Genomic DNA, 22,256 nt, shown 5'->3' on the forward strand with positions numbered 1-22,256 from the left:
GTAGAGCGTTTTTGCGCCTTGTCGCTGCTTCGTGTGGTTGGTAAAGTAAGCGGATTTTATTATCCGCCCCCAGCTAGCAGGATTATCCTTCAGTATGTTTAAAAAATTCCGTGGCATGTTTTCCAACGACTTGTCCATCGACCTGGGTACCGCCAATACCCTGATTTATGTGAAAGGACAGGGCATCGTTCTGAATGAGCCTTCCGTCGTTGCTATTCGTCAGGATCGTGCCGGTTCCCCAAAGAGCGTCGCGGCAGTAGGTCATGACGCCAAGCAGATGCTGGGTCGTACCCCCGGCAATATCGCTGCTATCCGTCCAATGAAAGACGGCGTGATCGCCGACTTCTTTGTGACCGAAAAGATGCTGCAACACTTTATCAAACAGGTTCACAGCAACAGCTTTATGCGCCCAAGCCCGCGCGTGCTGGTGTGTGTGCCTGTCGGCGCGACCCAGGTTGAACGCCGTGCGATCCGTGAATCCGCACAGGGCGCAGGCGCGCGTGAAGTTTTCCTGATTGAAGAGCCGATGGCAGCCGCTATCGGTGCTGGCCTGCCGGTTTCGGAAGCGACCGGTTCAATGGTGGTCGATATCGGCGGCGGCACCACGGAAGTTGCGGTGATCTCTCTGAACGGCGTGGTTTACTCCTCTTCCGTGCGCATCGGCGGCGATCGCTTTGACGAAGCCATCATTAATTACGTGCGCCGTAACTACGGCTCGCTGATCGGCGAAGCCACCGCTGAACGAATCAAACATGAGATCGGCTCCGCTTATCCGGGCGACGAAGTGCGTGAGATCGAAGTGCGCGGTCGTAACCTGGCGGAAGGCGTGCCTCGCGGCTTTACGCTGAACTCCAACGAAATTCTGGAGGCGCTCCAGGAGCCGCTGACCGGCATCGTTAGCGCGGTGATGGTTGCGCTGGAACAGTGTCCGCCAGAGCTGGCCTCTGACATCTCCGAGCGCGGCATGGTGCTGACCGGCGGCGGTGCGCTGCTGCGCAACCTTGACCGTCTGCTGATGGAAGAAACCGGTATTCCGGTGGTAGTGGCTGAAGATCCGCTGACCTGCGTCGCACGCGGCGGCGGTAAGGCGTTGGAAATGATCGACATGCACGGCGGCGATTTGTTCAGCGAAGAATAATTTGCCATGAAGGCGCGCGGGTCCCGCGCGTCTTGTTAATGATGTCGAGGAATACGCCGAGTTTATGAAGCCGATCTTCAGCAGGGGCCCATCCCTGCAGTTACGCTTGTTTCTGGCAGTTGTGGTAGCGATAGGCGTGATTATCGCCGACAGCCGTATGGGCGCTTTCAGCCAGGTACGCACCTACATGGATACGGCGGTCAGCCCATTCTATTTTCTGGCCAACGGGCCACGTCAGATTCTGGACAGCGTTTCCGACACGCTGGCCTCTCGCCAGCAGCTTGAGCTGGAAAACAAAGCCCTGCACCGCGAGCTGATGCTGAAAAACAGCGAGCTGCTGATGCTGGGGCAATTTAAGCAGGAAAACGCGCGTCTGCGCGAGCTGCTTGGTTCGCCGCTGCGACAGGACGAGCACAAGATGGTCACCCAGGTCATCTCTACCGGCACGGATCCCTATACCGATCAGGTGGTAATCGACAAAGGCAGCGTAAACGGCGTTTACGAAGGCCAGCCGGTTATCAGCGATAAAGGCGTGGTCGGCCAGGTCGTCGCCGTCGGTAAAATCACCAGCCGCGTCATGCTGATTTGCGACTCCTCTCACGCGCTGCCGATTCAGGTATTGCGCAACGATATCCGCGTGATTGCGGCGGGCAACGGCTGTACGGAAGATCTTCAGCTTGAGCACCTGCCGGGCAACACCGATATCCGTGTGGGCGACGTGCTGGTCACTTCCGGCCTCGGCGGTCGCTTCCCGGAAGGCTACCCGGTCGGCGTGGTGTCCTCCGTGAAGCTCGATACGCAGCGCGCCTATACCGTGATCCAGGCGCGTCCGACGGCGGGCCTGCAACGCTTGCGCTATCTGCTGCTGCTGTGGGGCGCGGATCGCAACGGCACCATGCCGATGGCGCCGGACGAAGTGCACCGTGTCGCCAACGAGCGCCTGATGCAGATGATGCCGCAGGTGCTGCCGGCCGCCAGCGAAATGATGGGGCCGCCTGCGCCGGATAACGCATCGACAACCGGCCAGACAACGCCTGCGGCTCAGGCCGCGCCTGCCGCTGCCGCGCCCGCCTCGCGCAGAGGCCAGCCTTGAGCAGCTATCGCAGCCATGGTCGCTGGGTTATCTGGTGCTCGTTTCTGGTGGCGCTGGTGCTGCAAATCATGCCGTGGCCCGATCAGCTCTATATGTTCCGGCCTTCCTGGCTGCTGTTGATCCTGATTTACTGGGTGCTGGCGCTGCCGCATCGCGTGAATGTCGGCACGGGTTTTGTGATGGGATCTATAATGGATCTGATTTCAGGCTCGACGCTGGGCGTGCGCGCGCTGGCTTTCAGCATCCTTGCTTACCTGGTGGCGTTTAAATTCCAGCTATTCCGCAATCTGGCGCTCTGGCAGCAGGCGCTGATGGTGATGGTGCTGTCGCTGGCGATGGATGTCATTGTCTTCTGGGCAGAATTTTTAGTTATTAACGTCTCGTTTCGTCCGGAAATCTTCTGGAGCAGCGTAATAGACGGTATTCTGTGGCCCTGGCTGTTCTTGCTGATGAGAAAAATACGTCGCCAGTTTGCCGTACAATAAGGAAGAGTATGATATCCCTTTACCTGGCCTCCGGTTCTCCCCGTCGTCGTGAATTACTTACGCAGCTTGGTCTGCGTTTTGCGCGTTTAAGCACGCAGGTTGAAGAGCGGCAGCAGCCCGGCGAAATGGCGGAAGCCTACGTCCGGCGTCTGGCGCTGGAAAAAGCGCAGGCCGGCGTGGCGGTGGCGGAGCAGGATCTGCCGGTGCTGGGCGCCGATACCATCGTGGTGCTGAACAACGAAGTGCTGGAGAAACCGGCAGACGAGGCCGCCGCCGCCGCGATGCTGGCTAAACTTTCCGGCCAGACGCATCAGGTGATGACGGCCGTCGCGCTGGCCGATCGGCAACGGCAGCTGGCGTGCATGGTGGTAACGGAAGTCACTTTTCGCCTGCTGAGCGAGGAGGACATTGCGGCCTATATCGCCAGCGGCGAGCCGATGGATAAAGCGGGCGCCTATGGCATTCAGGGACTGGGCGGGAATTTCGTCAGAAAAATCAATGGAAGCTATCACGCGGTGGTGGGGCTGCCCCTGGTGGAAACGGCTGAGCTGCTGAGCCAGTTTCACGCGCTGCGTGAGGTAAGGGAACAAGATGACGGCTGAACTTCTGGTAAATATTACCCCTTCGGAAACGCGCGTCGCCTATATTGACGGCGGCATTCTGCAGGAAATTCATATTGAACGCGAAGCGCGCCGGGGCATTGTCGGCAATATCTATAAAGGGCGCGTCAGCCGGGTTCTGCCGGGCATGCAGGCTGCCTTTGTCGATATCGGGCTGGAAAAAGCCGCCTTTCTGCACGCTTCCGACATCATGCCGCATACCGAATGCGTAGCGGGCGACGAGCGTAAAAACTTTTCCGTACGCGATATTTCCGAACTGGTTCGCCAGGGACAGGATCTGATGGTGCAGGTGGTGAAAGATCCGCTGGGCACTAAAGGCGCGCGTCTCACCACCGATATCACGCTGCCTTCGCGCTATCTGGTCTTTATGCCGGGCGCGTCGCACGTTGGCGTTTCGCAACGTATAGAAAGCGAAGCGGAGCGCGAGCGTCTTAAGTCCGTGGTGGCCGCCTACTGCGACGAGCTGGGCGGCTATATTATCCGCACCGCCGCCGAAGGCGTGGGCGAACAGGAGCTGGCTTCCGACGCCGCGTTTCTAAAACGCCTGTGGACTAAGGTCATCGAGCGCAAAAAGCGCAATAAAACCCGCTGCCGCCTCTATGGTGAAGTCGCGCTGTCGCAGCGTATCCTGCGCGATTTCGCCGGGGCCGCCCTGGATCGTATCCGTATCGATTCGCGTCAGACGTGGGAACATCTGGTGGAGTTCACCAGCGAATACATTCCTGAAATGACGGCAAAGCTGGAGCTGTACACCGGCAAGCAGCCGATTTTCGATTTGTTCGATGTGGAAAACGAAATCCAGCGCTCGCTGGATCGCAAGGTGGAGCTGAAATCCGGCGGCTATCTGATCATCGACCAAACCGAGGCGATGACCACCATCGATATCAATACCGGCGCCTTTGTCGGCCATCGTAATCTGGATGAAACCATCTTTAACACCAACGTCGAGGCGACGCAGGCGATCGCCCGCCAGCTGCGTCTGCGCAACCTCGGCGGCATTATCATTATCGACTTTATCGATATGAATAACGAAGATCACCGCCGTCGCGTGCTGCACTCGCTGGAGCAGGCGCTGAGTAAGGATCGGGTTAAAACCGGCATCAATGGTTTCTCGCAGCTTGGGCTGGTAGAGATGACCCGTAAACGCACGCGGGAAAGCATTGAGCATGTGCTGTGTCAGGACTGCCCGGTCTGCAAAGGACGCGGCACGCTGAAAACCGTGGAAACCGTCTGCTATGAGATCATGCGCGAAATAGTCCGCGTTCATCACGCCTACGATTCGGACCGTTTTTTGGTTTACGTTTCGCCTGCGGTTGGCGAGGCGCTGAAAACCGACGAATCCCATGCGCTGGCGGAAGTAGAGATATTCGTCGGCAAGCAGGTGAAAGTACAGATTGAACCGCTCTATACTCAGGAGCAGTTTGACGTGGTGATGATGTAAGCCATCGGCTATCCCGCTCAGAACAAAGCCAGCGCGCCCCACCGGGGATAAATACAGTTATTGCCCGCAGTGACGGGCATCAAGGAGAGGTGTGTGAGGCAATTGCCGAGGATCTTGCTACTGACCGGCGCAATAATCGTCGTTATTATTGCGCTGATAGTCAGCGGCCTGCGTCTGGCGATGCCGCATATCAACAGCTGGCGCACGCCTCTGCTGCAGCGCCTTTCCAGCGCTATCGACATGCCGGTAGAAGCCGCTTCCCTTAACGGGCGTTGGGAGAATTTCGGCCCGGTGCTGGAAATCAAAGCCCTTAATATCGGCCTGAAGGACGGCGGCTCGCTGAAGGTCGATCGCGTTTCGCTGGCCTTTGACGTCTGGCAATCGCTGCTGCATCTGCGCCCGCAGTTTCGCAATCTCGTCTTCTGGCGACTGGATCTCGTCACCAATACGCCGCTCACCGCCGGCGACAGCGGCAAAGTAGAGCTCAAGCCGGGCCAGTTCAGCGATCTCTTTCTGCGTCAGTTTGGCCACTTCGATTTGCAACAAAGCCAGATCAGTTTTCTGACGCTTTCCGGGCAGCGCGCCAGGCTGGATATGCCGCAGCTTACCTGGCTGAACGAAAAAAACCGTCACCGTGCGGAAGGGCTGGTCAGTTTGTCCAGCTTTACCGGCCAGCACGGCGTGGTACAGGTGCGTCTCGATCTCAGCGACACCAATGGCTATCTCGATACCGGGCGCGCCTGGATGCAGGCGGACGATGTGGATGTCAAACCCTGGCTGGGCCAGTGGATGCAGGACAACACCACGCTGAAAAGCGCCCGCTTCTCGCTGGCTGCCTGGATGAGCCTTGAAAACGGCGAAATCCACAGCGGCGATATCTTATTAAAGAAAGGCGGCGCGGAATGGCAGGGCGAAAACGAGGCACACCACTTCACCGTGGATAACCTCGCCGCCCATATCAGCCGCGTTGAGCAGGGCTGGCGTGCCGAAATGCCGCGAACCAGCCTGCATACCGACGGCATAGCCTGGCCAAAAGGGCGGGTATCGCTGCTCTGGCTGCCGCAACGTTCGTCCAGCCCGGAAGAGCTACGCATACGCGCCACCCATCTGGCGCTTGAGCGTATCGATGCGCTGCTGCCGCTGTTTTCCAAAGTGACGCCGACGCTGCTGACTAACTGGCGCACGCTGCAGCCGCACGGCGAAGTTCAGGCGCTGGCCGCCGATATTCCTTTACAGCAGCCGGAGAAAACCCGCTTTCAGGCCCGCTGGCAAAATCTGAGCTGGCAGCACTGGGAGCTGCTGCCGGGAATGCAGCATTTTAGCGGCTCGCTTACCGGCAGCGTCACGGACGGCAAGCTGAATTTCAGGCTGAAAGATGCCTCGCTGCCCGATGGCACCATGTTCCGCGCGCCGCTGCAAATCGCGCAGGCCAGCGGCGCCTTCAGCTGGCGGAGCGACGAGCAGGGCGTCACGCTGGCCGGACGGGATCTGGATGTGCAGGCGCGCTCGCTGTGGGCGAAGGGCGACTTCACCTGGGCGCAGGTCAAAGAGCAGGCGCCGCGGCTGGATATTCTGGCCGGCATTAACCTGACCGATGCGGCAGACGCCTGGCGCTACTTCCCGGAACCGCTGATGGGCACCAAACTGGTCGACTATCTCAGCGGCGCCATCAAAGGCGGGCAGGCGCAAAACGCCACGCTGCTGTTTGCGGGCAATCCCCAGCTTTTCCCTTTCAAACACAACGACGGTATGTTCCAGGTTTGGGTGCCGCTGCGTCAGGCGACCTATCGCTTCCAGCCTGGCTGGCCGGATCTGGAAAAGCTGGATATCAACCTGAACTTTATCAACGACGGCCTCTTTATGAAGGCGGATCGGGCAATGCTGGGCAACGTGCAGGGCAAAAACGTTGCCGCCGTTATTCCTGACTATATGAAAGAAAAGCTGATTATCGACAGCGATATCAGCGGGGCGGGCACGGAAATCGGCCGCTACTTTAACCAGACGCCGCTGAAGCCAACGCTGGGCGCGGCGCTGGACGAGCTACAGATCGGCGGCGATGTAAGCGGTCGCTTACATTTGAATATCCCGCTGGATGGGCAGGAAGTTAAAGCCAGCGGCGATGTGGCTCTGCATAATAATTCGCTGTTTATTAAACCACTTAACAGCACCATCAAACAGCTGAGCGGCCGCTTCACTTACGACAACGGCAATCTGCAAAGCGAGCCGCTGACCGCCAGCTGGTTCGGGCAGCCGATGGGCGTCACGTTTACTACTCAGGAAGGCGAAAAGCATTACGCTATCGGCGTCGATCTTAAAGGCGACTGGCAGCCGGGCAAAATCGACGCGGTGCCGAAGGCGCTGCGCGAAAAACTGAACGGCAGCGCCAGCTGGCAAAGCGCGGTCGCCATTACGCTGCCGCACGGCGGAGGCGCGAACTACAAGGTCTCGCTGACCGGCGATCTGAAAAATGTAAGCAGTAACTTACCTTCGCCGCTGGATAAAGAGCGGGCTGCGCCGATGCCGATCCGCGTTCAGGCGCAGGGCGATCTGTCGGCCTTTACGCTGCATGGCGCGGTAGGTGAAAAGCACCGTTTCAACAGCCGCTGGCTATTGGGTAAGCCACGCGTCGATCGCGGCATCTGGGAAAATGACGCCACGCAAACGCCGCCGCTGCCGGCAACGTCAGGCATGACGCTTAATCTGCCGCCGCTGGATGGTGAAGCCTGGCTGGGGCTGCTGGCGGGCGGCACAGGCGCAGGCGGCGGACAGGCTTATCTGCCGGGCGATATCACGCTGCGCACGCCGGCGCTGACGCTGGGCGGGCAGCGCTGGCACGATCTGGAGGCAACGCTGAGCCAGACGGTAGCGGGCGAAAACGTGGTGCAGGCCAAAGGACGCGAGATCGACGGCAAGTTGGTAATGAGACAGCACGCGCCGTGGCTGGGCCAGCTCAGCTACCTCTATTACAACCCGCAGTGGCCAGCGGCCAGCGGCTCCACGCCGTTTTCCGGCGAGCAGGCCAGCGGAATTGATTTCAGCAGCTGGCCCGCCGTTAATCTGAGCTGCAACGAATGCTGGCTGCGCGGCCAGCGCTTCGGCCGGATGGCGGCGGATCTGAGCCACACCCGCGATACCTTAAAGCTGCAAAACGGCCTGATCGATATCGGCAGCGCAAAACTGAAGGTGGCAGGCGAATGGGTCAACCAGCCGGGCGCGCAGCGCACGGCGCTGAAAGGCTCGCTCAGCGGCAAAAAAGTTGACGATGCCACCAACTGGTTCGGCATGAATTCGCCGCTGCGGGATGCGCCGTTTAACATCGATTACGATCTTCACTGGCAGGCCGCGCCGTGGCAGCCGTCGGTGGCGACGCTGAGCGGTGTGCTGAAATCGCACATGGGCGCCGGACAAATTGCCGATGTGAATACCGGCCGCGCCGGCCAGCTGCTGCGGCTGGTCAGTTTCGATGCGCTGCTGCGCAAGCTGCGCCTTGATTTCACCGACACTTTCAGTCAGGGCTTCTATTTTGATTCCATTAACGGCACTGCCTGGATTGAAAAGGGCGTGCTGCGTACCGATAACCTGCTGGTGGATGGCCTGGAAGCCGACATCGCCATGCAGGGCAAAATCGACCTGGTGAAACGGCAAATCGATATGGAAGCGGTAGTCGCGCCGGAAATTTCCGCGACCGTCGGCGTCGCCGCCGCGTTCGCCGTTAATCCGGTGGTCGGCGCAGCGGTCTTTGCCGCCAGCAAGGCGCTGGCGCCGCTGTGGAATAAGATCTCGGTGCTGCGCTACCATCTTTCCGGGCCGCTCGATAAGCCGCAAATTGACGAAGTGCTGCGCAAGCCGCGAGAAAAGAGCGCGAAGTGAATTTGACGTGACCGGGGAATTGCCTCAGGCTATAGAGATTACGACGCCAGCGGCGACTGGCTCCCAAACAGAGCGAGAATACATGAGTCTGAATCTGGTAAGTGAACAGTTACTAACTGCTAATAATATTAACCAACAGGATCTCTTTTCCCTTCTCGGTCAGCTCTCGGAACGCAAGCTGGACTACGCCGACCTCTATTTTCAGTCCGGCTACCACGAATCCTGGGTGCTGGAAGACAGGATTATCAAAGACGGCTCCTGGAACATCGATCAGGGCGTCGGCGTGCGCGCCATCAGCGGCGAAAAAACGGGCTTCGCCTACGCCGATCAGATCACGCTGAACGCTTTGACGCAAAGCGCCACGGCGGCGCGCAGTATTGTGCGCGAGCAGGGCAACGGCAAATCGCACACGCTGGGCGCGGTAATGAACCGCCCGCTTTACCCAACGGCCGATCCGCTGCAAAGCCTGACCCGTGAAGAGAAAATCGCGCTGCTGCATCGCGTGGATTCTGCGGCGCGTGCGGCGGACAAGCGTGTACAGGAAGTCAGCGCCAGCCTGAGCGGCGTTTACGAGATGGTGCTGGTGGCGGCCACCGACGGCACGCTGGCGGCCGACGTGCGTCCGCTGGTTCGCCTGTCGATAAGCGTGCAGGTTGAGGACAACGGCAAGCGCGAGCGCGGCTCCAGCGGCGGCGGCGGCCGTTTCGGCTACGAATTTTTCCTGGCCGACGAGTCTGGCGAAACCCGCGCGGAAGCCTGGGCGCGTGAAGCGGTGCGGATGGCGCTGGTCAACCTGAGCGCCGTCGCGGCGCCGGCGGGCAGCATTCCGGTGGTGCTGGGCGCGGGCTGGCCTGGCGTGCTGCTGCACGAAGCGGTTGGTCACGGTCTGGAAGGCGACTTCAACCGTCGCGGCACCTCGGTGTTCAGCGGCCAGATTGGCCAGAAAGTGGCGTCCGATCTCTGCACCGTGGTCGATGACGGCACCATCGAAGGCCTGCGCGGGTCGCTGGCGGTGGATGACGAAGGCGTGCCGGGCCAGTACAACGTGCTGATCGAAAACGGCGTGCTGAAAGGCTATATGCAGGACAAGCTGAACGCCCGCCTGATGGGCGTTAAGCCTACCGGCAACGGCCGCCGCGAATCCTATGCGCATCTGCCGATGCCGCGCATGACCAACACCTATATGCTGGCAGGCAAGTCGACGCCGGAAGATATCATCGCCAGCGTCGAGTATGGCCTCTATGCGCCAAACTTCGGCGGCGGTCAGGTGGATATCACCTCCGGGAAATTTGTTTTCTCGACCTCGGAAGCCTATCTGATTGAGAACGGCAAAGTGACCAAACCGGTGAAAGGCGCCACGCTGATCGGTTCCGGTATTGAGGCGATGCAGCAAATCTCGATGGTAGGCAACGACCTCGCGCTGGATAAAGGCGTGGGCGTTTGCGGCAAAGAAGGGCAAAGCCTGCCGGTAGGCGTTGGCCAGCCGACCCTGAAGCTGGATAAGCTGACCGTGGGCGGCACCGCCTGACGGATAGCGACCACGAAAAGGCGAGCCATAGCGGCTCGCCTTTTTTATTTCTGCCGATACTCCTGGTACACGTCCGCCACCTTATGGAAGTAATCCGTCAGATAATTGATACACACCTGTACCTTCAGCGGCAGCTTGTCCTTCTGCGTATAAACCGCATAAACCGGCCGGGGATCGGACTGATAGTGCGCAAACAGGATCTCGATTTTACCGGCGTTGATCTCGTCAATGATCCACATCAGCGGCACGTAGGCGATGCCCGTTCCGGCCACCAGCCAGCGGATAAGCGTTTGCGAATCGTTGGTGGCGAAGCGTCCCTGCGGCGAAAGGCGAATGGCGAGGCCTTCCGGCGACGTCAGCTCAAAATCGTTGTCGGGCCGCACGCTGTACTCCAGCCAGGAAAAGTTGCCGATATCCGAAGGCTTTTCCGGCGTGCCGTGCTGCGCCAGATAGCTTTTGGCGGCGCAGACCACCATCGGCATTGAGCCAAGGCGGCGAGAGAACAGGCTGGAATCGCGCAGCGCGCCAACGCGGATCACCAGATCCAGCCCGTCGGCGATCAGGTCGGGCGCAGGGATGCCGGTCACCAGATTCACCGTCAGGCCAGGATATTCTTTCAGCATCTCGGCGGTCATATTCGCCAGCACGTTCTGCGCCATGGTCGAAGAGCTGCCGATGCGCAGCGTGCCGATCGGCGTATTGTTGAAGGCGTACAGCTGCTCGTGCACCTGCTGCGCTTCCGACATCATCCTGCGGCAGCCCTGGAAATAGATTTTTCCGGCTTCGGTCAGGCCCAGGCTGCGCGTGCTGCGGTTCAGCAGCTTGACCTGTAGCTCATCCTCCAGCTTCGCCACGATCTGGCTGACGGCGGAAACGCTCATTTGCAGATGGTTGGCGGCCGCGGTAAAAGAGCCCAGCTCCACCACACGCGCAAACACGGACATGCCCTTCATTCTTTCCATTATTAACTCTGGCTTAAAAGTGATTTAGATCACATTTGGTAGAAAACAGATAGTCAGCCGCGTTACTATAGCATCGCCGGGTTACCATTCCGTAACTCAACTCGCCGAAATGCTGACGCCTGAATACGCTATTATTCATACAGCGCCGGTTTTTGATAAGACCGTCTGCGGTTAATCTGACATCATCATCCGTAGAGCAGCAGCCACCCTGTCCGGGGCGGCCGTTTTTTTGTGGCGGAGCGCCCGGTAAACCCGACAAGGATAAGAGATGAGCGTGCTTCCGGTTATTGTGATATTTGGGCTCTCCTTCCCGCCCATATTTTTTGAGATTATCGTGTCATTGATGCTGTTCTGGCTGGTGCGTCGTTTGCTTACGCCCACCGGGATCTATGACCTGGTCTGGCATCCTGCGTTATTTAATACAGCACTCTACTGCTGCCTGTTCTACCTGGTTTCCCGATTGTTTGTCTGAGGTCACAGTGAAAGCGTTAACAAGAAAAATTTCCCGGTTTGCCATCACCCTTATCCTGGTGGTCATTGCCGTTGTTGGTATTTTCCACGTCTGGGTTTACTACACAGAATCGCCGTGGACGCGCGACGCAAAATTCACGGCGGACGTGGTCGCTATCGCGCCAGACGTCAGCGGCCTGATCACCGACGTGCGCGTGCGGGATAACCAGCTGGTGAAAAAGGACCAGGTGCTGTTCGTGGTCGATCAGCCGCGCTATCAGCAGGCGCTGAACCAGGCGGAAGCGGACGTGGCCTATTACCAGGCATTGGTCAGTGAAAAACGCCGTGAGGCAGGCCGCCGCAATCAGCTCGGCGTCTCTGCTATGTCGCGTGAGGCTATCGAGCAGGCCAACAGCGATTACCAGACTACGGAACACCAGCTGGCGAAAGCCGTCGCCACGCGCGATACCGCGAAGCTGGATCTGGAGCGTACCGTGGTCAAAGCCCCGGCGGACGGCTGGATCACTAACCTGAACGTCTATCGCGGCGAATTTATCACGCGCGGCTCTACCGCCGTGGCGCTGGTGCAGCAGCACACCTTCTACGTGCTGGCCTATATGGAAGAAACCAAGCTGGAAGGCGTGCGTCCCGGCTATCGCGTGGAGATCACGCCGCTGGGCAGCAACCGCGTGCTGCAGGGCACCGTTGACAGCGTGGCCGCTGGCGTGACCAACAGCAGCAGCACCGTCGACAGCAAAGGCATGGCGACCATCGATTCCAACCTGGAGTGGGTGCGTCTGGCGCAGCGCGTGCCGGTACGTATTCATCTCGACCAGCAGCAGGGCAATCTTTATCCTGCCGGCACGACGGCAACCGTGATTGTGACGGGCGCTCAGGATCGTCAGCCGCAGGAGATGTCGCCGGCGATGAAGCTGATGCACCGCCTGCGTGAGTTCGGCTAAGCGCCATGTGGTATCAACTGCGGTTTCCGATCAAGCTGACCTTCGCCATTCTGCTGGCGTTGCTGATCGGCTTTCACTTTAATCTGGAAACGCCGCGCTGGGCGGTAATGACCGCCTGTATCGTCGCAGGCGGCACGGCCTTTGCCGCGGGCGGCGATCCTTTCTCCGGCGCGCTGCGCCATCGCGGGATGCTGCGTATTATCGGCACCTTTATCGGCTGCCTGGCCGCGCTGACGATTATGATCGCCACCATCCGCGCGCCGGTGGTGATGCTGCTGCTGTGCTGTCTGTGGGCCGGTTTCTGCGTCTGGCTTTCCTCCTTAATCAAAGTTGAAAACTCCTATGCGCTGGGCCTGGCGGGCTATACGGCGCTGATTATCGTGGTCAGCCTGGACGCTAACGGCTCGGTGCTGCTGGCGCCGCAGTTTGCCGTCGAGCGCTGTAGCGAAATCATTATCGGCATCGTCTGCGCCATTCTGGCCGACATGCTGTTTTCGCCGCGCTCCATCAAACAGGATATCGATCGCGCTATCGACGGGCTGCTGGTGGATCAGTACAAGCTGATGCAGCTTTGCGTGGCGCACGGCGACAAAGAAGAGGTCGACAAAGCCTGGACTGATCTGGTGCGTCGCACCACCGCGCTGAACGGAATGCGTACCCATCTGATGATGGAGTCAGGCCACTGGCAGCGAGCGGACAGGCGACTGCGCGCGTTAAATACGCTGTCGCTGACCTTGATTACCCAGGCCTGCGAAACTTTTCTGATCCAGAATACTCGTCAGGAATATGTGCCGCCGCAGTTTCACCTTTTCTTTGAAAAGCCGGTTGAGAACGTCGCCGATATCCATAAGCGCATGAAAATTATGCGCCGCGTGATCACCGCCAGCGGTAGCAAAAATACGCCGGTCACCGTCAGCAACTGGGTCGGCGCGGCTTCACGCTATTTGCTGCTGCTGAAAGGCATAAAAACCAACAGCAGCATCAGCGGCATGGAAGAAGAAGTACTGGATGGCGAGCCGGTGGTAAAAATGCGCTCGGCGGAAACGCGCCACGCGCTGATCAACGGCGTGCGCACTTTTGTCGCCACGGCGGTCGGTTCGCTGTTCTGGCTGTGGAGCGGCTGGACATCGGGCAGCGGCGCAATGGTGATGCTCGCGGTGATCACCGCGCTGGCGATGAGGATGCCGAACCCGCTGATGATGGCGAAGGATTTTCTGTACGGCATGATGGTGGCGATCCCCTTAGGGGCGCTCTATTACATGGTGCTGATGCCCGCCACGCAGCAAAGTATGCTGCTGCTCTGCCTCTGCCTGGGCGTGATGGCCTTTATCGGCGGCATCCTTATTCAGCGCCGTCAGATCGGCACGCTGGGCGCGCTGGTCGGCACCATCAATATCCTGACGCTGGACAATCCCATGACCTTTAACGTCAGCGCCTTCCTGGATAACGCACTCGGTCAGGCGATCGGCTGTTTCCTGGCGCTGCTGGTCATTTTGCTTATTCGCGACACCTCAAAAGCGCGGACCGGACGCACGCTGCTGAACCGCTTTATGTATTCCGCCGTGGCGGCCATGACCACCAATCAGGCCCGCCGTCGCGAGAACCATCTGCCGGCGCTGTACCAGCAGCTGTTTATGTTGCTGAATCTTTTTCCAGGCGATATCAACAAGTTTCGTATCGCGCTGACGTTGATTATCGGACACCAGCGCCTGCGCGATGCCGATATCCCGGTTAACAGCGATCTTTCTGCTTTCCACAAGCAGCTGCGGCATACGGCGGATCGGGTTATTTCGGCAGGCAGCGACGCCAAACGACGCCACTACTTCGAGCGGCTGCTGGCGGAACTGGCTATCTATCAGGAAAAGCTGGTGCATTACGAGGCGCCGCTAAGCGTCACCGAGCCCGTGCAGCGCCTGGCGAGCATGTTGAAAAAATATCAGACCACGCTGCTGCAAATCTGATTAAGAGATCTCCGCTTCTTGCCCTTCTTGCGGCCTGTCATGCAGGCCGCCATCTATACTTATCCCAACGGTAATCCAATGGGAGAACAGTATGAGCAACTCGCTTCAGGACAACGACTTATTTCAGACCGGCTTTTTTATCGACGGTCAATGGCAGCAGGGCGGCGCAACCTTTGACGTACTGAACCCGGCCACCGGTGAAGTCATTACTCAGGTCGCGCGCGCCGGAAAAGACGAAACCGAACGGGCGATTGCCGCCGCCGCCAAAGCCTTTCCCGCCTGGCGGGCGAAAACCGCTAAAGAGCGTAGCGAAATCCTTTACCGCTGGTATCAGCTGATTATCGACAACAAAGCCTGGCTGGGCAAACTGATGACGGCGGAGCAGGGCAAGCCCGTGAAAGAAGCCGAGGGTGAAGTCGAGTACGCCGCCAGCTTTATTCAGTGGTTTGCCGAGCAGGCAAAGCGCGCTAACGGTGAAATCATTCCGCCGGCCAAAGCGGGATCGCGCATTCTGGCGACGCGCGAACCCATCGGCGTGGTCGCTGCTATTACGCCCTGGAATTTCCCGATGGCAATGCTGACGCGCAAGCTTGGCCCCGCGCTGGCCGCAGGCTGCACCGGCATTATCAAACCCGCTAATAACACGCCGCTGTCGGCTTTTGCTCTGGTGGCGCTGGCGAAAAAAGCGGGCGTGCCGGACGGCGTGCTGAACGCGGTGGCGGGCGATACCAAAGCCATCAGCGAAGCCATTATGGCCAGTTCGACGGTCAGGAAAATCTCTTTCACCGGTTCAACGGAAGTCGGCAAGCTGCTGATGCGTAACGCCGCTGAGACGATGAAAAAAGTGTCGATGGAGCTGGGCGGCAACGCGCCCTATATCGTCTTTGAGGATGCGGATATCGACGCCGCCGTTAAAGGTGCCATCGCCAACAAGTTCCGCAACGCGGGCCAGGTTTGCGTCAGCGTTAACCGCTTCTTTATTCACAACAGCGTTTACGACCGTTTTGTCAGCCAGCTGGCGGAAGAGGTAGGCAAGCTGAAGGTGGGTAACGGCATGGAAGAAGGGGTGATTGTCGGGCCGCTGATTGAGGCTTCTGCCGTAGATAAGGTGGAAGAGCATGTTAAAGACGCCAAAGCGAAAGGCGGCAAGATAGTCGTCGGCGGCGACCGGCACGCGCTCGGCGGCAATTTCTGGCAGCCGACGGTGATTGCCGAAGCCAATGAAAACATGAAGCTGGCCAAAGAGGAAACGTTTGGCCCGGTCGCCGCCTGTTTCCGCTTTGATAGCGAAGAAGAGGTAATCCGCCGCGCCAACGATACCGAATTTGGTCTGGCCGCCTACTTCTATACCCGTGATGTCCAGCGCATCTTCCGCGTAGCGGCGGCGCTGGAAAGCGGCATGATCGGCATCAATGAGTGCGCGGTATCCACCGAGCTGGCGCCTTTTGGCGGCGTGAAAGAGTCCGGGCTGGGACGGGAAGGATCGGTGCTGGGACTGGAAGAGTTTTTAGAGGTCAAAGCCCTGCATATCGGGGGACTGTAACTCACCGGGCGGCCACGCGTCGCCCGACCGTTTTCCTGTGGAGCGGCAGTATGAGAACAGAAATTTTTGATTTTAATGAAATCGTGGATCAGGCGCATTTCTTCCGACAGTTCAGCGATCGTTTTTCACTGGGCGATCGGCTTATTACCGATTTGGACAGCCTGTGGGAAGTGGTGAGCGACAGATCGCTGCCGTTACCGCTGGAGATCGAATTTGTGCATCTTGGCACAGGCCAGAGACGGCGCTACGGCGCGTTGATCCTGCTGTTTGACGAAGCGGAGGAAGAGCTGGAAGGGCAGCTACGATTTAACGTGCGCTGAAACGAAAAAAGGCCCCGGCGAACGGGGCCAAAAGGTTCGTCATATAACCGTCAGGGTAACGGTGACGAGGAATTACTTATACAGCTCGGCGGTGACGTGCCAGGTGTTGTCGTTGCGCGCTTCGATAACGCGATAGGCGCTGGCGCCTTGTTCATCCGCTTTCTGCGACAGCTGCTGACGAATATCCATCGGTGCGCCCGCCACGCCGCCTAATGAAATGGTGCCGGCGGATTGTAGATGCTGCGATTGCTCTGCGTTAACCAGCTGTGCAGCTGAAGCGCCGAAGGAAAGTACGGAGAGCAGGCTTAATACGGCTAAAGTTGTTTTCATGATTTTCTTCCTCATTGTCCTCAACAACCCGCGTCTGAAACCTGTCAGGTCGTCGATATAGCGGCAGGCTTTACGCCTGCCCGTCGCCCATCTTATTTATAAAGTTCTGCGGTCGCGTGATAGTTGCCGTTGTTGTAGGCCTCAATCACCCGATACGATTTCGCGCCCTGTTCGTCGGCTTTCTGTGAAAGCTGCTGACGGATGGTGGTTGGCGCGCCGTCGATGCCGCTAACGCTGATGGTACCCATAGACTGCAGATTTTCGTTGGCAACCTGCTGATCGGTTACCAGGTTGGCAGCGCTGGCGCCGAAAGAGAGAACGGAAGCCAGGCTTAGTGCGGCGATAGTAAATTTCGTGTTCATAACAGATGCTCCAGAAGTAGGGCGATAACCGAAAGGGCTAAAAAACTTTTATTATTCTTGGGGTTATCGTCAGAGTTAGGTTGATTATTTGTACAGCTCAGCCGTAGCGTGATAGTTGCCGTTTAAATAGGCCTCGACCACACGGTAGGCTTTAGCGCCCTGAGCGTCGGCTTTCTGGCTCAGCTGGGCATTGATATCCATAGGGGATGCGCTGACGCCGCTCACGCTAACGGTGCCGATCGATTGCATGTTTTGCGCCTGATCCGCGTTAACAGATTCAGCTGCAAAAGCACCAAAAGAGAGCAGAGAGAGCAGAGAGAGCAGGCTGGCGGCAGCCACGGTAGTTTTTACGTTCATGAAAATTTTCCTCGTCATTATTTTTATCGTGTTGTTAGTGTGATTCACATCACGAAAAGGATTATAGATCTGATAACGTAAAATATTAATAGCAGGCTAATAATGTTTTGTTGCGATATTTAAGCCGTTAACCACTTTTTAATAACGTTCAGTTATAAAAAACGCTTATAAGTTGCTCTGGCTGCGTTAAATATGCGTAAAAACATTGAGATAGATCAATTTAACTATTTGTGCGCTTCTTTGTGGCAGATCACACTGCGAGACGGGAGTCCATAAAGTTTAACGGCGATGTCAGCGCAATAAGCCAGTGGATTATGCTGTTTTTAACGGAGTGGAGAGAGAAAAGACAACGCGCCAACGGTCGCCGGCGCGCGGGGAAAACGATAAAGAACTGCATAAAAACCGGCGGCTTATAGTTCCTGATCGAATAATTTCAGGACGGAATCACGCAGGTGTCTGATGGTAACGTGGCGGGCTGGGGTAATGAAAATCGTGTCGTCACCGGCGATGGTGCCGAGGATGCCTTCGGGCTTGCCCAGCGAGTCCAGCATGCGGGCAATCAGCTGCGCCGCGCCAGGGCTGGTATGGATCACAATCAGCGCGTCATTATAATCGATATCAAGCACCAGATTCTTGAGCGGGCTGCTGGTGGTCGGCACGCCCAGCTCGGCAGGCAGACAGTAAACCATTTCCATTTTGGCGTTGCGCGTGCGTACGGCGCCAAAGCGGGTCAGCATCCGCGAAACCTTGGACTGGTTGATATTATCAAAGCCCTGTTCCTGGAGCGCAGTGACGATCTCGCCCTGCGAGCTAAATTTTTCTTCTTTTAATAAGGCCTTAAACGCCTTAATCAGATCTTCTTGTTTTGCTGGATTACGCATAGTTTTTCGCTAAAGGTCGCAAGAGAATTCCCGGCTGGGATAACTTCTTATTATGCACTTTTTTGCATTTTTATGCAAATTAAGCCTCTTTTTTACACCCTGTTAACGTTCGTTGCCAGATTGCGGCCGTGAAAAATTCGCCTTATTCCGCGACGTCGCGCACAATAAGTGAACAGATTGTTATAAAATTGATGTTGTTTGGCTAAGTATTAACGGTGTAGTGTAACGTTGACCGCGTTGCCTGCAGCCTCGAATGGCCTTACCGGGCATATTGCGGTCAGTCTCTGTCGCTTTATCCTGTATGATGCGCCGTCGTGCATGAGGGTAAATGCTGTCGCTCAGGCCTCGCAGGTCAGATATGCTCATAAGCAAATGATTCCACGGCACTTCCCCCTCAAAATAATAAGGAGTTTAGGATGAAAGTTGCAGTTCTCGGCGCGGCTGGCGGCATTGGCCAGGCCCTTGCTCTTCTGCTTAAAACCCAGCTTCCGGCAGGTTCAGATCTCTCACTGTACGATATCGCTCCCGTGACGCCCGGCGTGGCTGTCGATCTGAGCCACATCCCTACTGCGGTGAAAATCAAAGGCTTTAGTGGTGAAGACGCGACGCCAGCCTTGCAGGGCGCTGACGTAGTCCTGATCTCCGCAGGCGTAGCGCGTAAGCCTGGTATGGACCGCGCAGACCTGTTTAATGTTAACGCCGGTATCGTGCGCAATCTGATTGAGCAGGTCGCTGCTACCTGTCCAAAAGCGCTGATCGGCATCATTACTAACCCTGTTAATACCACCGTGGCTATTGCTGCTGAGGTGCTGAAAAAAGCCGGCGTCTATGACAAGAACAAACTGTTCGGCGTGACCACGCTGGATATTATCCGCTCCAATACCTTTGTCGGCGAGCTGAAGGGCAAAGATCCGGCGGCGCTGAACGTGCCGGTGATTGGCGGCCATTCCGGCGTCACTATCCTGCCGCTGCTGTCGCAGGTGCCGGGCGTAAGCTTTACGGATCAGGAAGTGGCCGATCTGACTAAACGTATCCAGAACGCGGGTACAGAAGTGGTCGAGGCAAAAGCCGGCGGCGGGTCTGCCACGCTGTCAATGGGCCAGGCCGCAGCGAAATTTGGTCTGTCGCTGGTGCGTGCCCTACAGGGTGAAAGCAACGTGGTGGAGTGCGCCTACGTTGAAGGCGACGGCGCGCATGCTCGCTTTTTCGCTCAGCCGCTGCTGCTGGGGAAAAACGGCGTTGCGGAGCGTAAGCCCATCGGCGCTTTAAGTACGTTTGAAGAGCAGGCGCTACAGAACATGCTGGAGACGCTGAAGAAAGATATCGCTCAGGGCGAAGAGTTCGTGAAGTAAGCCACTCAGGGCCAGCTTTCGCTGGCCCTTGCCGTTTAGCTGCCCGGATATTCCAGTACGGTAATTTGCAGCGTCATCTTGCGATCGTTACGCAAAATATCCACGTCAATCGCTGTTCCCGGACGGATTTCCGCCACCTGGTCCATGGTTTCCAGCGCGGAAACCGCAGGCTTATGGTTCACGCTGACGATGACGTCGTTCACCTGCAGGCCTGCTTTCGCCGCCGGCCCGCCCTGCGCCACGTTGGTCACTACAATGCCCTGAACGTGATCGATGCTGCCGTTCTGGCCATGCATTTGCGGAATTTCACGTCCGCTGATGCCGATAAACCCACGGATAACGCGGCCGTCGCGGATAAGCTTGTCCATGATTTTCGCCGCCAGCGCGGTAGGGATGGCAAAACCGATGCCTTCCGGCGTTTCGCCATCGTTGCTTTTATCGAACGACAGCGTGTTAATGCCCATCAGTTCGCCCAGTGAGTTAATCAGCGCGCCGCCGGAGTTGCCTTTATTAATAGAGGCATCGGTTTGCAGGAAGTTCTGATAGCGGGAAGGGCTGAGGCCTACGCGGCCGGTCGCGCTGATGATGCCCTGCGTAACCGTCTGGCCAATGTTGTAAGGGTTGCCTATCGCCATCACCAGATCGCCGATATGCGCCACTCGCTTAGGATTAACAGGAATAACCGGCAGGCCGGAAGCGGTGATCTTCAGCACGGCCAGATCGGTCAGGCTGTCCGAGCCTACCAGCATGGCTTCAAAAATTCGGCCATCCTGCAGCGCGACGATAATCTGATCGGCATCGTTAATCACATGCTTGTTGGTCAGGATATAGCCCCGTCCGTCCATAATCACGCCCGAGCCCAGCGTGCGGATCTCCAGGTTATGGGCCGACGCGTTGGCGCTGCGATTATAGACGTTCACCACCGCAGGCGCGGCGCGGCGCACGGCGTCGTTATAGCTGACGGGCTTCTGGCTGGCGCTGTCATCTTTTAGCGTAAAAAAATTATTGCCGATGCGCAGCGCGGGCAGCGCGACCAGCAGCAGGCCCGCTACCACCAGGCCAAGAAGCACTGAACGCATAAGTTTAGGAAACATGGCTTTAACTGATGAATGAATAGACGATGGGCAGGATAACATGAGTCGGGCGGACGCGCAGGTGTCCGCCCGAAGTTTTAGCGTAAAAGCAGGTAGAGGCTTTCGCCGTTGCGGATAACATTCAGCGCCAGCAGCGAAGGTTTTGCCGCCAGCTGCTTGCGCAGGTCGGCAAGATTTTCAACGCGGGTGCGGTTAAGTCCGACGATAATATCGTCTTTTTGCAGGCCGAACTGCGCGGCCGGCGTGCCTTTATCGACGCTGTCCACGCTGACGCCTTTGGTGCCGTCTTTCGCCGCGCCGTCGCTCAAGGTCGCGCCCTGTAGCGCAGGGTTCAGCAGCTCTGTGCTGGCGGTTTGGGTGCTGTTATCCAGCTTCACGGTCAGCGTCTGCGGCTTGCCGTCGCGCAGCAGGCCTACCTTCACCTCTTTGCCCGGCGCGGTGGTGCCAATTTTCACCCGCAGCGCGGCAAAGCTTTCCACCGGCTTGTCATCCAGCGAGGTAATAATATCGCCCGCTTTGATGCCGGCTTTAGCCGCCGCCGAGCCTGGCAGCACTTCATTGACGAAAGCGCCGCGCTGGGCGTCAACGTTAAAGGCTTTCGCCATCTCCGCCGTCATCTCCGTGCCTTTAATGCCCAGCTGGCCGCGTTTCACCTCGCCAAACTCGATCAGCTGCTGCGCCAGATTCATCGCCATATTGCCCGGAATAGCGAAGCCGATACCGATATTGCCGCCGGCAGAAGAGAGAATAGCGGTGTTAATGCCGATCAGTTCGCCGTTAAGATTAACCAGCGCGCCGCCGGAGTTGCCGCGATTGATCGCCGCATCGGTCTGAATAAAGTTTTCCAGCCCTTCCAGATTCAGCCCGCTGCGTCCCAGCGCCGACACGATGCCGGATGTGGCCGTCTGGCCAAGGCCGAACGGATTGCCGATCGCCACCGCGAAGTCGCCGACCTTCAGCTGGTCGGAATCGGCCACTTTTACCTGCGTCAGGCCTTTGGCGCCGCTGACCTGGATCAGCGCGATATCGGTCTGTTCGTCGTGGCCAATAAGCTTAGCGTCAAATTCCCGGCCGTCGCTCAGCTGGACGCTGATTTTATCCGCGCCGTTAACCACATGATTATTGGTAAGGATATAGCCCTTTTCGGCGTTAATGACCACGCCGGACGCCAGGCCTTCAAAAGGCTGGCTGCTGTCGCCGCCGTCCTGACCTTCCTGCCCGAAAAAGCGTTTCAGCTGCTCGGGAATTTCCTGCGTTTGCGTCGGCTGCGTGCCCGCCACGTGGACGCTGACCACCGCAGGCAGCACTTTTTCCAGCATCGGCGCCAGGCTGGGCAGCGGCTGCCCCTGAATTTGTGCCGGCAGCGTGGCCTGCGCCGCCGGAGCTGAACCCATGCTGATACTCAGGGCTAATGCGCTCAACAGTAATGATTTCTTCATCGCTAAGACTCGCAAAAAGTGGGGGAGAGCATCCGGGACGAAGCCAGGACACAAGGGGCAGAAGAGTA

Annotated in this window: 20 protein-coding genes; 13 read left to right on the top strand and 7 right to left on the bottom strand. The window is 57.9% G+C overall.

What is annotated here, in order from left to right; all coding sequences use genetic code 11:
• The first annotated feature begins 94 nt into the window (after positions 1-94).
• From mreB to tldD, 7 genes are all read left to right on the top strand, one after another.
• On the top strand, positions 95-1,138 hold the full coding sequence (mreB, locus tag AB3U87_RS14470) for a rod shape-determining protein MreB (protein ID WP_003855260.1): 1,044 nt from the start codon (positions 95-97) through the stop codon (positions 1,136-1,138).
• Between the two features lie 64 nt (positions 1,139-1,202).
• A complete protein-coding gene (gene mreC, locus AB3U87_RS14475) occupies positions 1,203-2,231 on the top strand; it encodes a rod shape-determining protein MreC (RefSeq protein ID WP_394149496.1) in 1,029 nt (342 codons plus the stop codon).
• On the top strand, positions 2,228-2,716 hold the full coding sequence (gene mreD, locus AB3U87_RS14480; RefSeq protein ID WP_253457811.1) for a rod shape-determining protein MreD: 489 nt from the start codon (positions 2,228-2,230) through the stop codon (positions 2,714-2,716). Before mreC ends, mreD begins: the two co-directional genes overlap by 4 nt.
• An 8-nt stretch (positions 2,717-2,724) precedes the next feature.
• Positions 2,725-3,318, top strand: a complete 594-nt coding sequence (locus tag AB3U87_RS14485; RefSeq protein WP_253457814.1) for a Maf family protein — start codon at positions 2,725-2,727, stop codon at positions 3,316-3,318.
• Positions 3,308-4,777 (top strand): ribonuclease G, encoded by a 1,470-nt coding sequence (gene rng / locus AB3U87_RS14490; protein ID WP_253457817.1) that lies wholly within the window; start codon positions 3,308-3,310, stop codon positions 4,775-4,777. The genes AB3U87_RS14485 and rng overlap by 11 nt, the downstream gene beginning before the upstream one ends.
• A gap of 93 nt (positions 4,778-4,870) precedes the next feature.
• Positions 4,871-8,647 (top strand): AsmA2 domain-containing protein YhdP, encoded by a 3,777-nt coding sequence (gene yhdP, locus AB3U87_RS14495; RefSeq protein WP_394149499.1) that lies wholly within the window; start codon positions 4,871-4,873, stop codon positions 8,645-8,647.
• A gap of 82 nt (positions 8,648-8,729) precedes the next feature.
• On the top strand, positions 8,730-10,175 hold the full coding sequence (gene tldD / locus AB3U87_RS14500; protein WP_125287058.1) for a metalloprotease TldD: 1,446 nt from the start codon (positions 8,730-8,732) through the stop codon (positions 10,173-10,175).
• Between the two features lie 44 nt (positions 10,176-10,219).
• Here tldD and aaeR read toward each other — a convergent pair whose 3' ends face one another.
• A complete protein-coding gene (aaeR, locus tag AB3U87_RS14505; RefSeq protein ID WP_125287059.1) occupies positions 10,220-11,137 on the bottom strand; it encodes an HTH-type transcriptional activator AaeR in 918 nt (305 codons plus the stop codon).
• 268 nt (positions 11,138-11,405) lie between these two features.
• Between aaeR and aaeX the strand changes: the two genes are divergently transcribed.
• From aaeX to AB3U87_RS14530, 5 genes are all read left to right on the top strand, one after another.
• Positions 11,406-11,609 carry a p-hydroxybenzoic acid efflux pump operon protein AaeX gene (gene aaeX, locus AB3U87_RS14510; RefSeq protein WP_034890367.1) on the top strand — a complete coding sequence of 68 codons (204 nt, stop codon included), beginning with the start codon at positions 11,406-11,408 and terminating at the stop codon, positions 11,607-11,609.
• A 7-nt stretch (positions 11,610-11,616) separates the two neighbouring features.
• Complete coding sequence (gene aaeA, locus AB3U87_RS14515) at positions 11,617-12,549, top strand: p-hydroxybenzoic acid efflux pump subunit AaeA (protein WP_253457821.1); 933 nt, start codon at positions 11,617-11,619, stop codon at positions 12,547-12,549.
• Between the two features lie 5 nt (positions 12,550-12,554).
• Complete coding sequence (gene aaeB, locus AB3U87_RS14520) at positions 12,555-14,510, top strand: p-hydroxybenzoic acid efflux pump subunit AaeB (protein ID WP_253457823.1); 1,956 nt, start codon at positions 12,555-12,557, stop codon at positions 14,508-14,510.
• A gap of 91 nt (positions 14,511-14,601) precedes the next feature.
• Positions 14,602-16,053, top strand: coding sequence for an NAD-dependent succinate-semialdehyde dehydrogenase (locus AB3U87_RS14525; protein ID WP_301250735.1), 1,452 nt, complete (start codon positions 14,602-14,604; stop codon positions 16,051-16,053).
• A 50-nt stretch (positions 16,054-16,103) separates the two neighbouring features.
• The gene (locus AB3U87_RS14530) at positions 16,104-16,373 is read left to right on the top strand and encodes a barstar family protein (protein WP_253457826.1); all 270 of its coding nucleotides are present in this window, start codon (positions 16,104-16,106) and stop codon (positions 16,371-16,373) included.
• A gap of 72 nt (positions 16,374-16,445) precedes the next feature.
• Here the strand turns inward: AB3U87_RS14530 and yhcN (AB3U87_RS14535) are convergent, their stop codons facing one another.
• From yhcN (AB3U87_RS14535) to argR, 4 genes are all read right to left on the bottom strand, one after another.
• On the bottom strand, positions 16,446-16,703 hold the full coding sequence (gene yhcN, locus AB3U87_RS14535; protein WP_253457828.1) for a peroxide/acid stress response protein YhcN: 258 nt from the start codon (positions 16,701-16,703) through the stop codon (positions 16,446-16,448).
• 92 nt (positions 16,704-16,795) lie between these two features.
• On the bottom strand, positions 16,796-17,065 hold the full coding sequence (gene yhcN, locus AB3U87_RS14540) for a peroxide/acid stress response protein YhcN (protein ID WP_253457830.1): 270 nt from the start codon (positions 17,063-17,065) through the stop codon (positions 16,796-16,798).
• A gap of 84 nt (positions 17,066-17,149) precedes the next feature.
• Positions 17,150-17,422 carry a peroxide/acid stress response protein YhcN gene (yhcN, locus tag AB3U87_RS14545; protein WP_301729945.1) on the bottom strand — a complete coding sequence of 91 codons (273 nt, stop codon included), beginning with the start codon at positions 17,420-17,422 and terminating at the stop codon, positions 17,150-17,152.
• 410 nt (positions 17,423-17,832) lie between these two features.
• Positions 17,833-18,303: a transcriptional regulator ArgR gene (gene argR / locus AB3U87_RS14550; RefSeq protein WP_125287067.1), complete on the bottom strand. Its 471-nt coding sequence runs from the start codon at positions 18,301-18,303 to the stop codon at positions 17,833-17,835.
• Positions 18,304-18,719: 416 nt separating this feature from the next.
• Here argR and mdh point away from each other — a divergent pair, with 416 nt between their 5' ends.
• A complete protein-coding gene (gene mdh, locus AB3U87_RS14555) occupies positions 18,720-19,655 on the top strand; it encodes a malate dehydrogenase (protein ID WP_394149505.1) in 936 nt (311 codons plus the stop codon).
• 35 nt (positions 19,656-19,690) lie between these two features.
• Here mdh and degS read toward each other — a convergent pair whose 3' ends face one another.
• Both degS and degQ read right to left on the bottom strand, forming a co-directional pair.
• On the bottom strand, positions 19,691-20,749 hold the full coding sequence (gene degS, locus AB3U87_RS14560) for an outer membrane-stress sensor serine endopeptidase DegS (RefSeq protein ID WP_253457837.1): 1,059 nt from the start codon (positions 20,747-20,749) through the stop codon (positions 19,691-19,693).
• A 77-nt stretch (positions 20,750-20,826) separates the two neighbouring features.
• A complete protein-coding gene (gene degQ / locus AB3U87_RS14565) occupies positions 20,827-22,188 on the bottom strand; it encodes a serine endoprotease DegQ (RefSeq protein WP_253457839.1) in 1,362 nt (453 codons plus the stop codon).
• Between the last annotated feature and the right edge of the window lie 68 nt (positions 22,189-22,256).

Origin of the sequence: Erwinia plantamica (assembly GCF_043420595.1) — a bacterium.
In the GTDB taxonomy this organism is placed as follows: Bacteria; Pseudomonadota; Gammaproteobacteria; order Enterobacterales; family Enterobacteriaceae; genus Erwinia; species Erwinia aeris.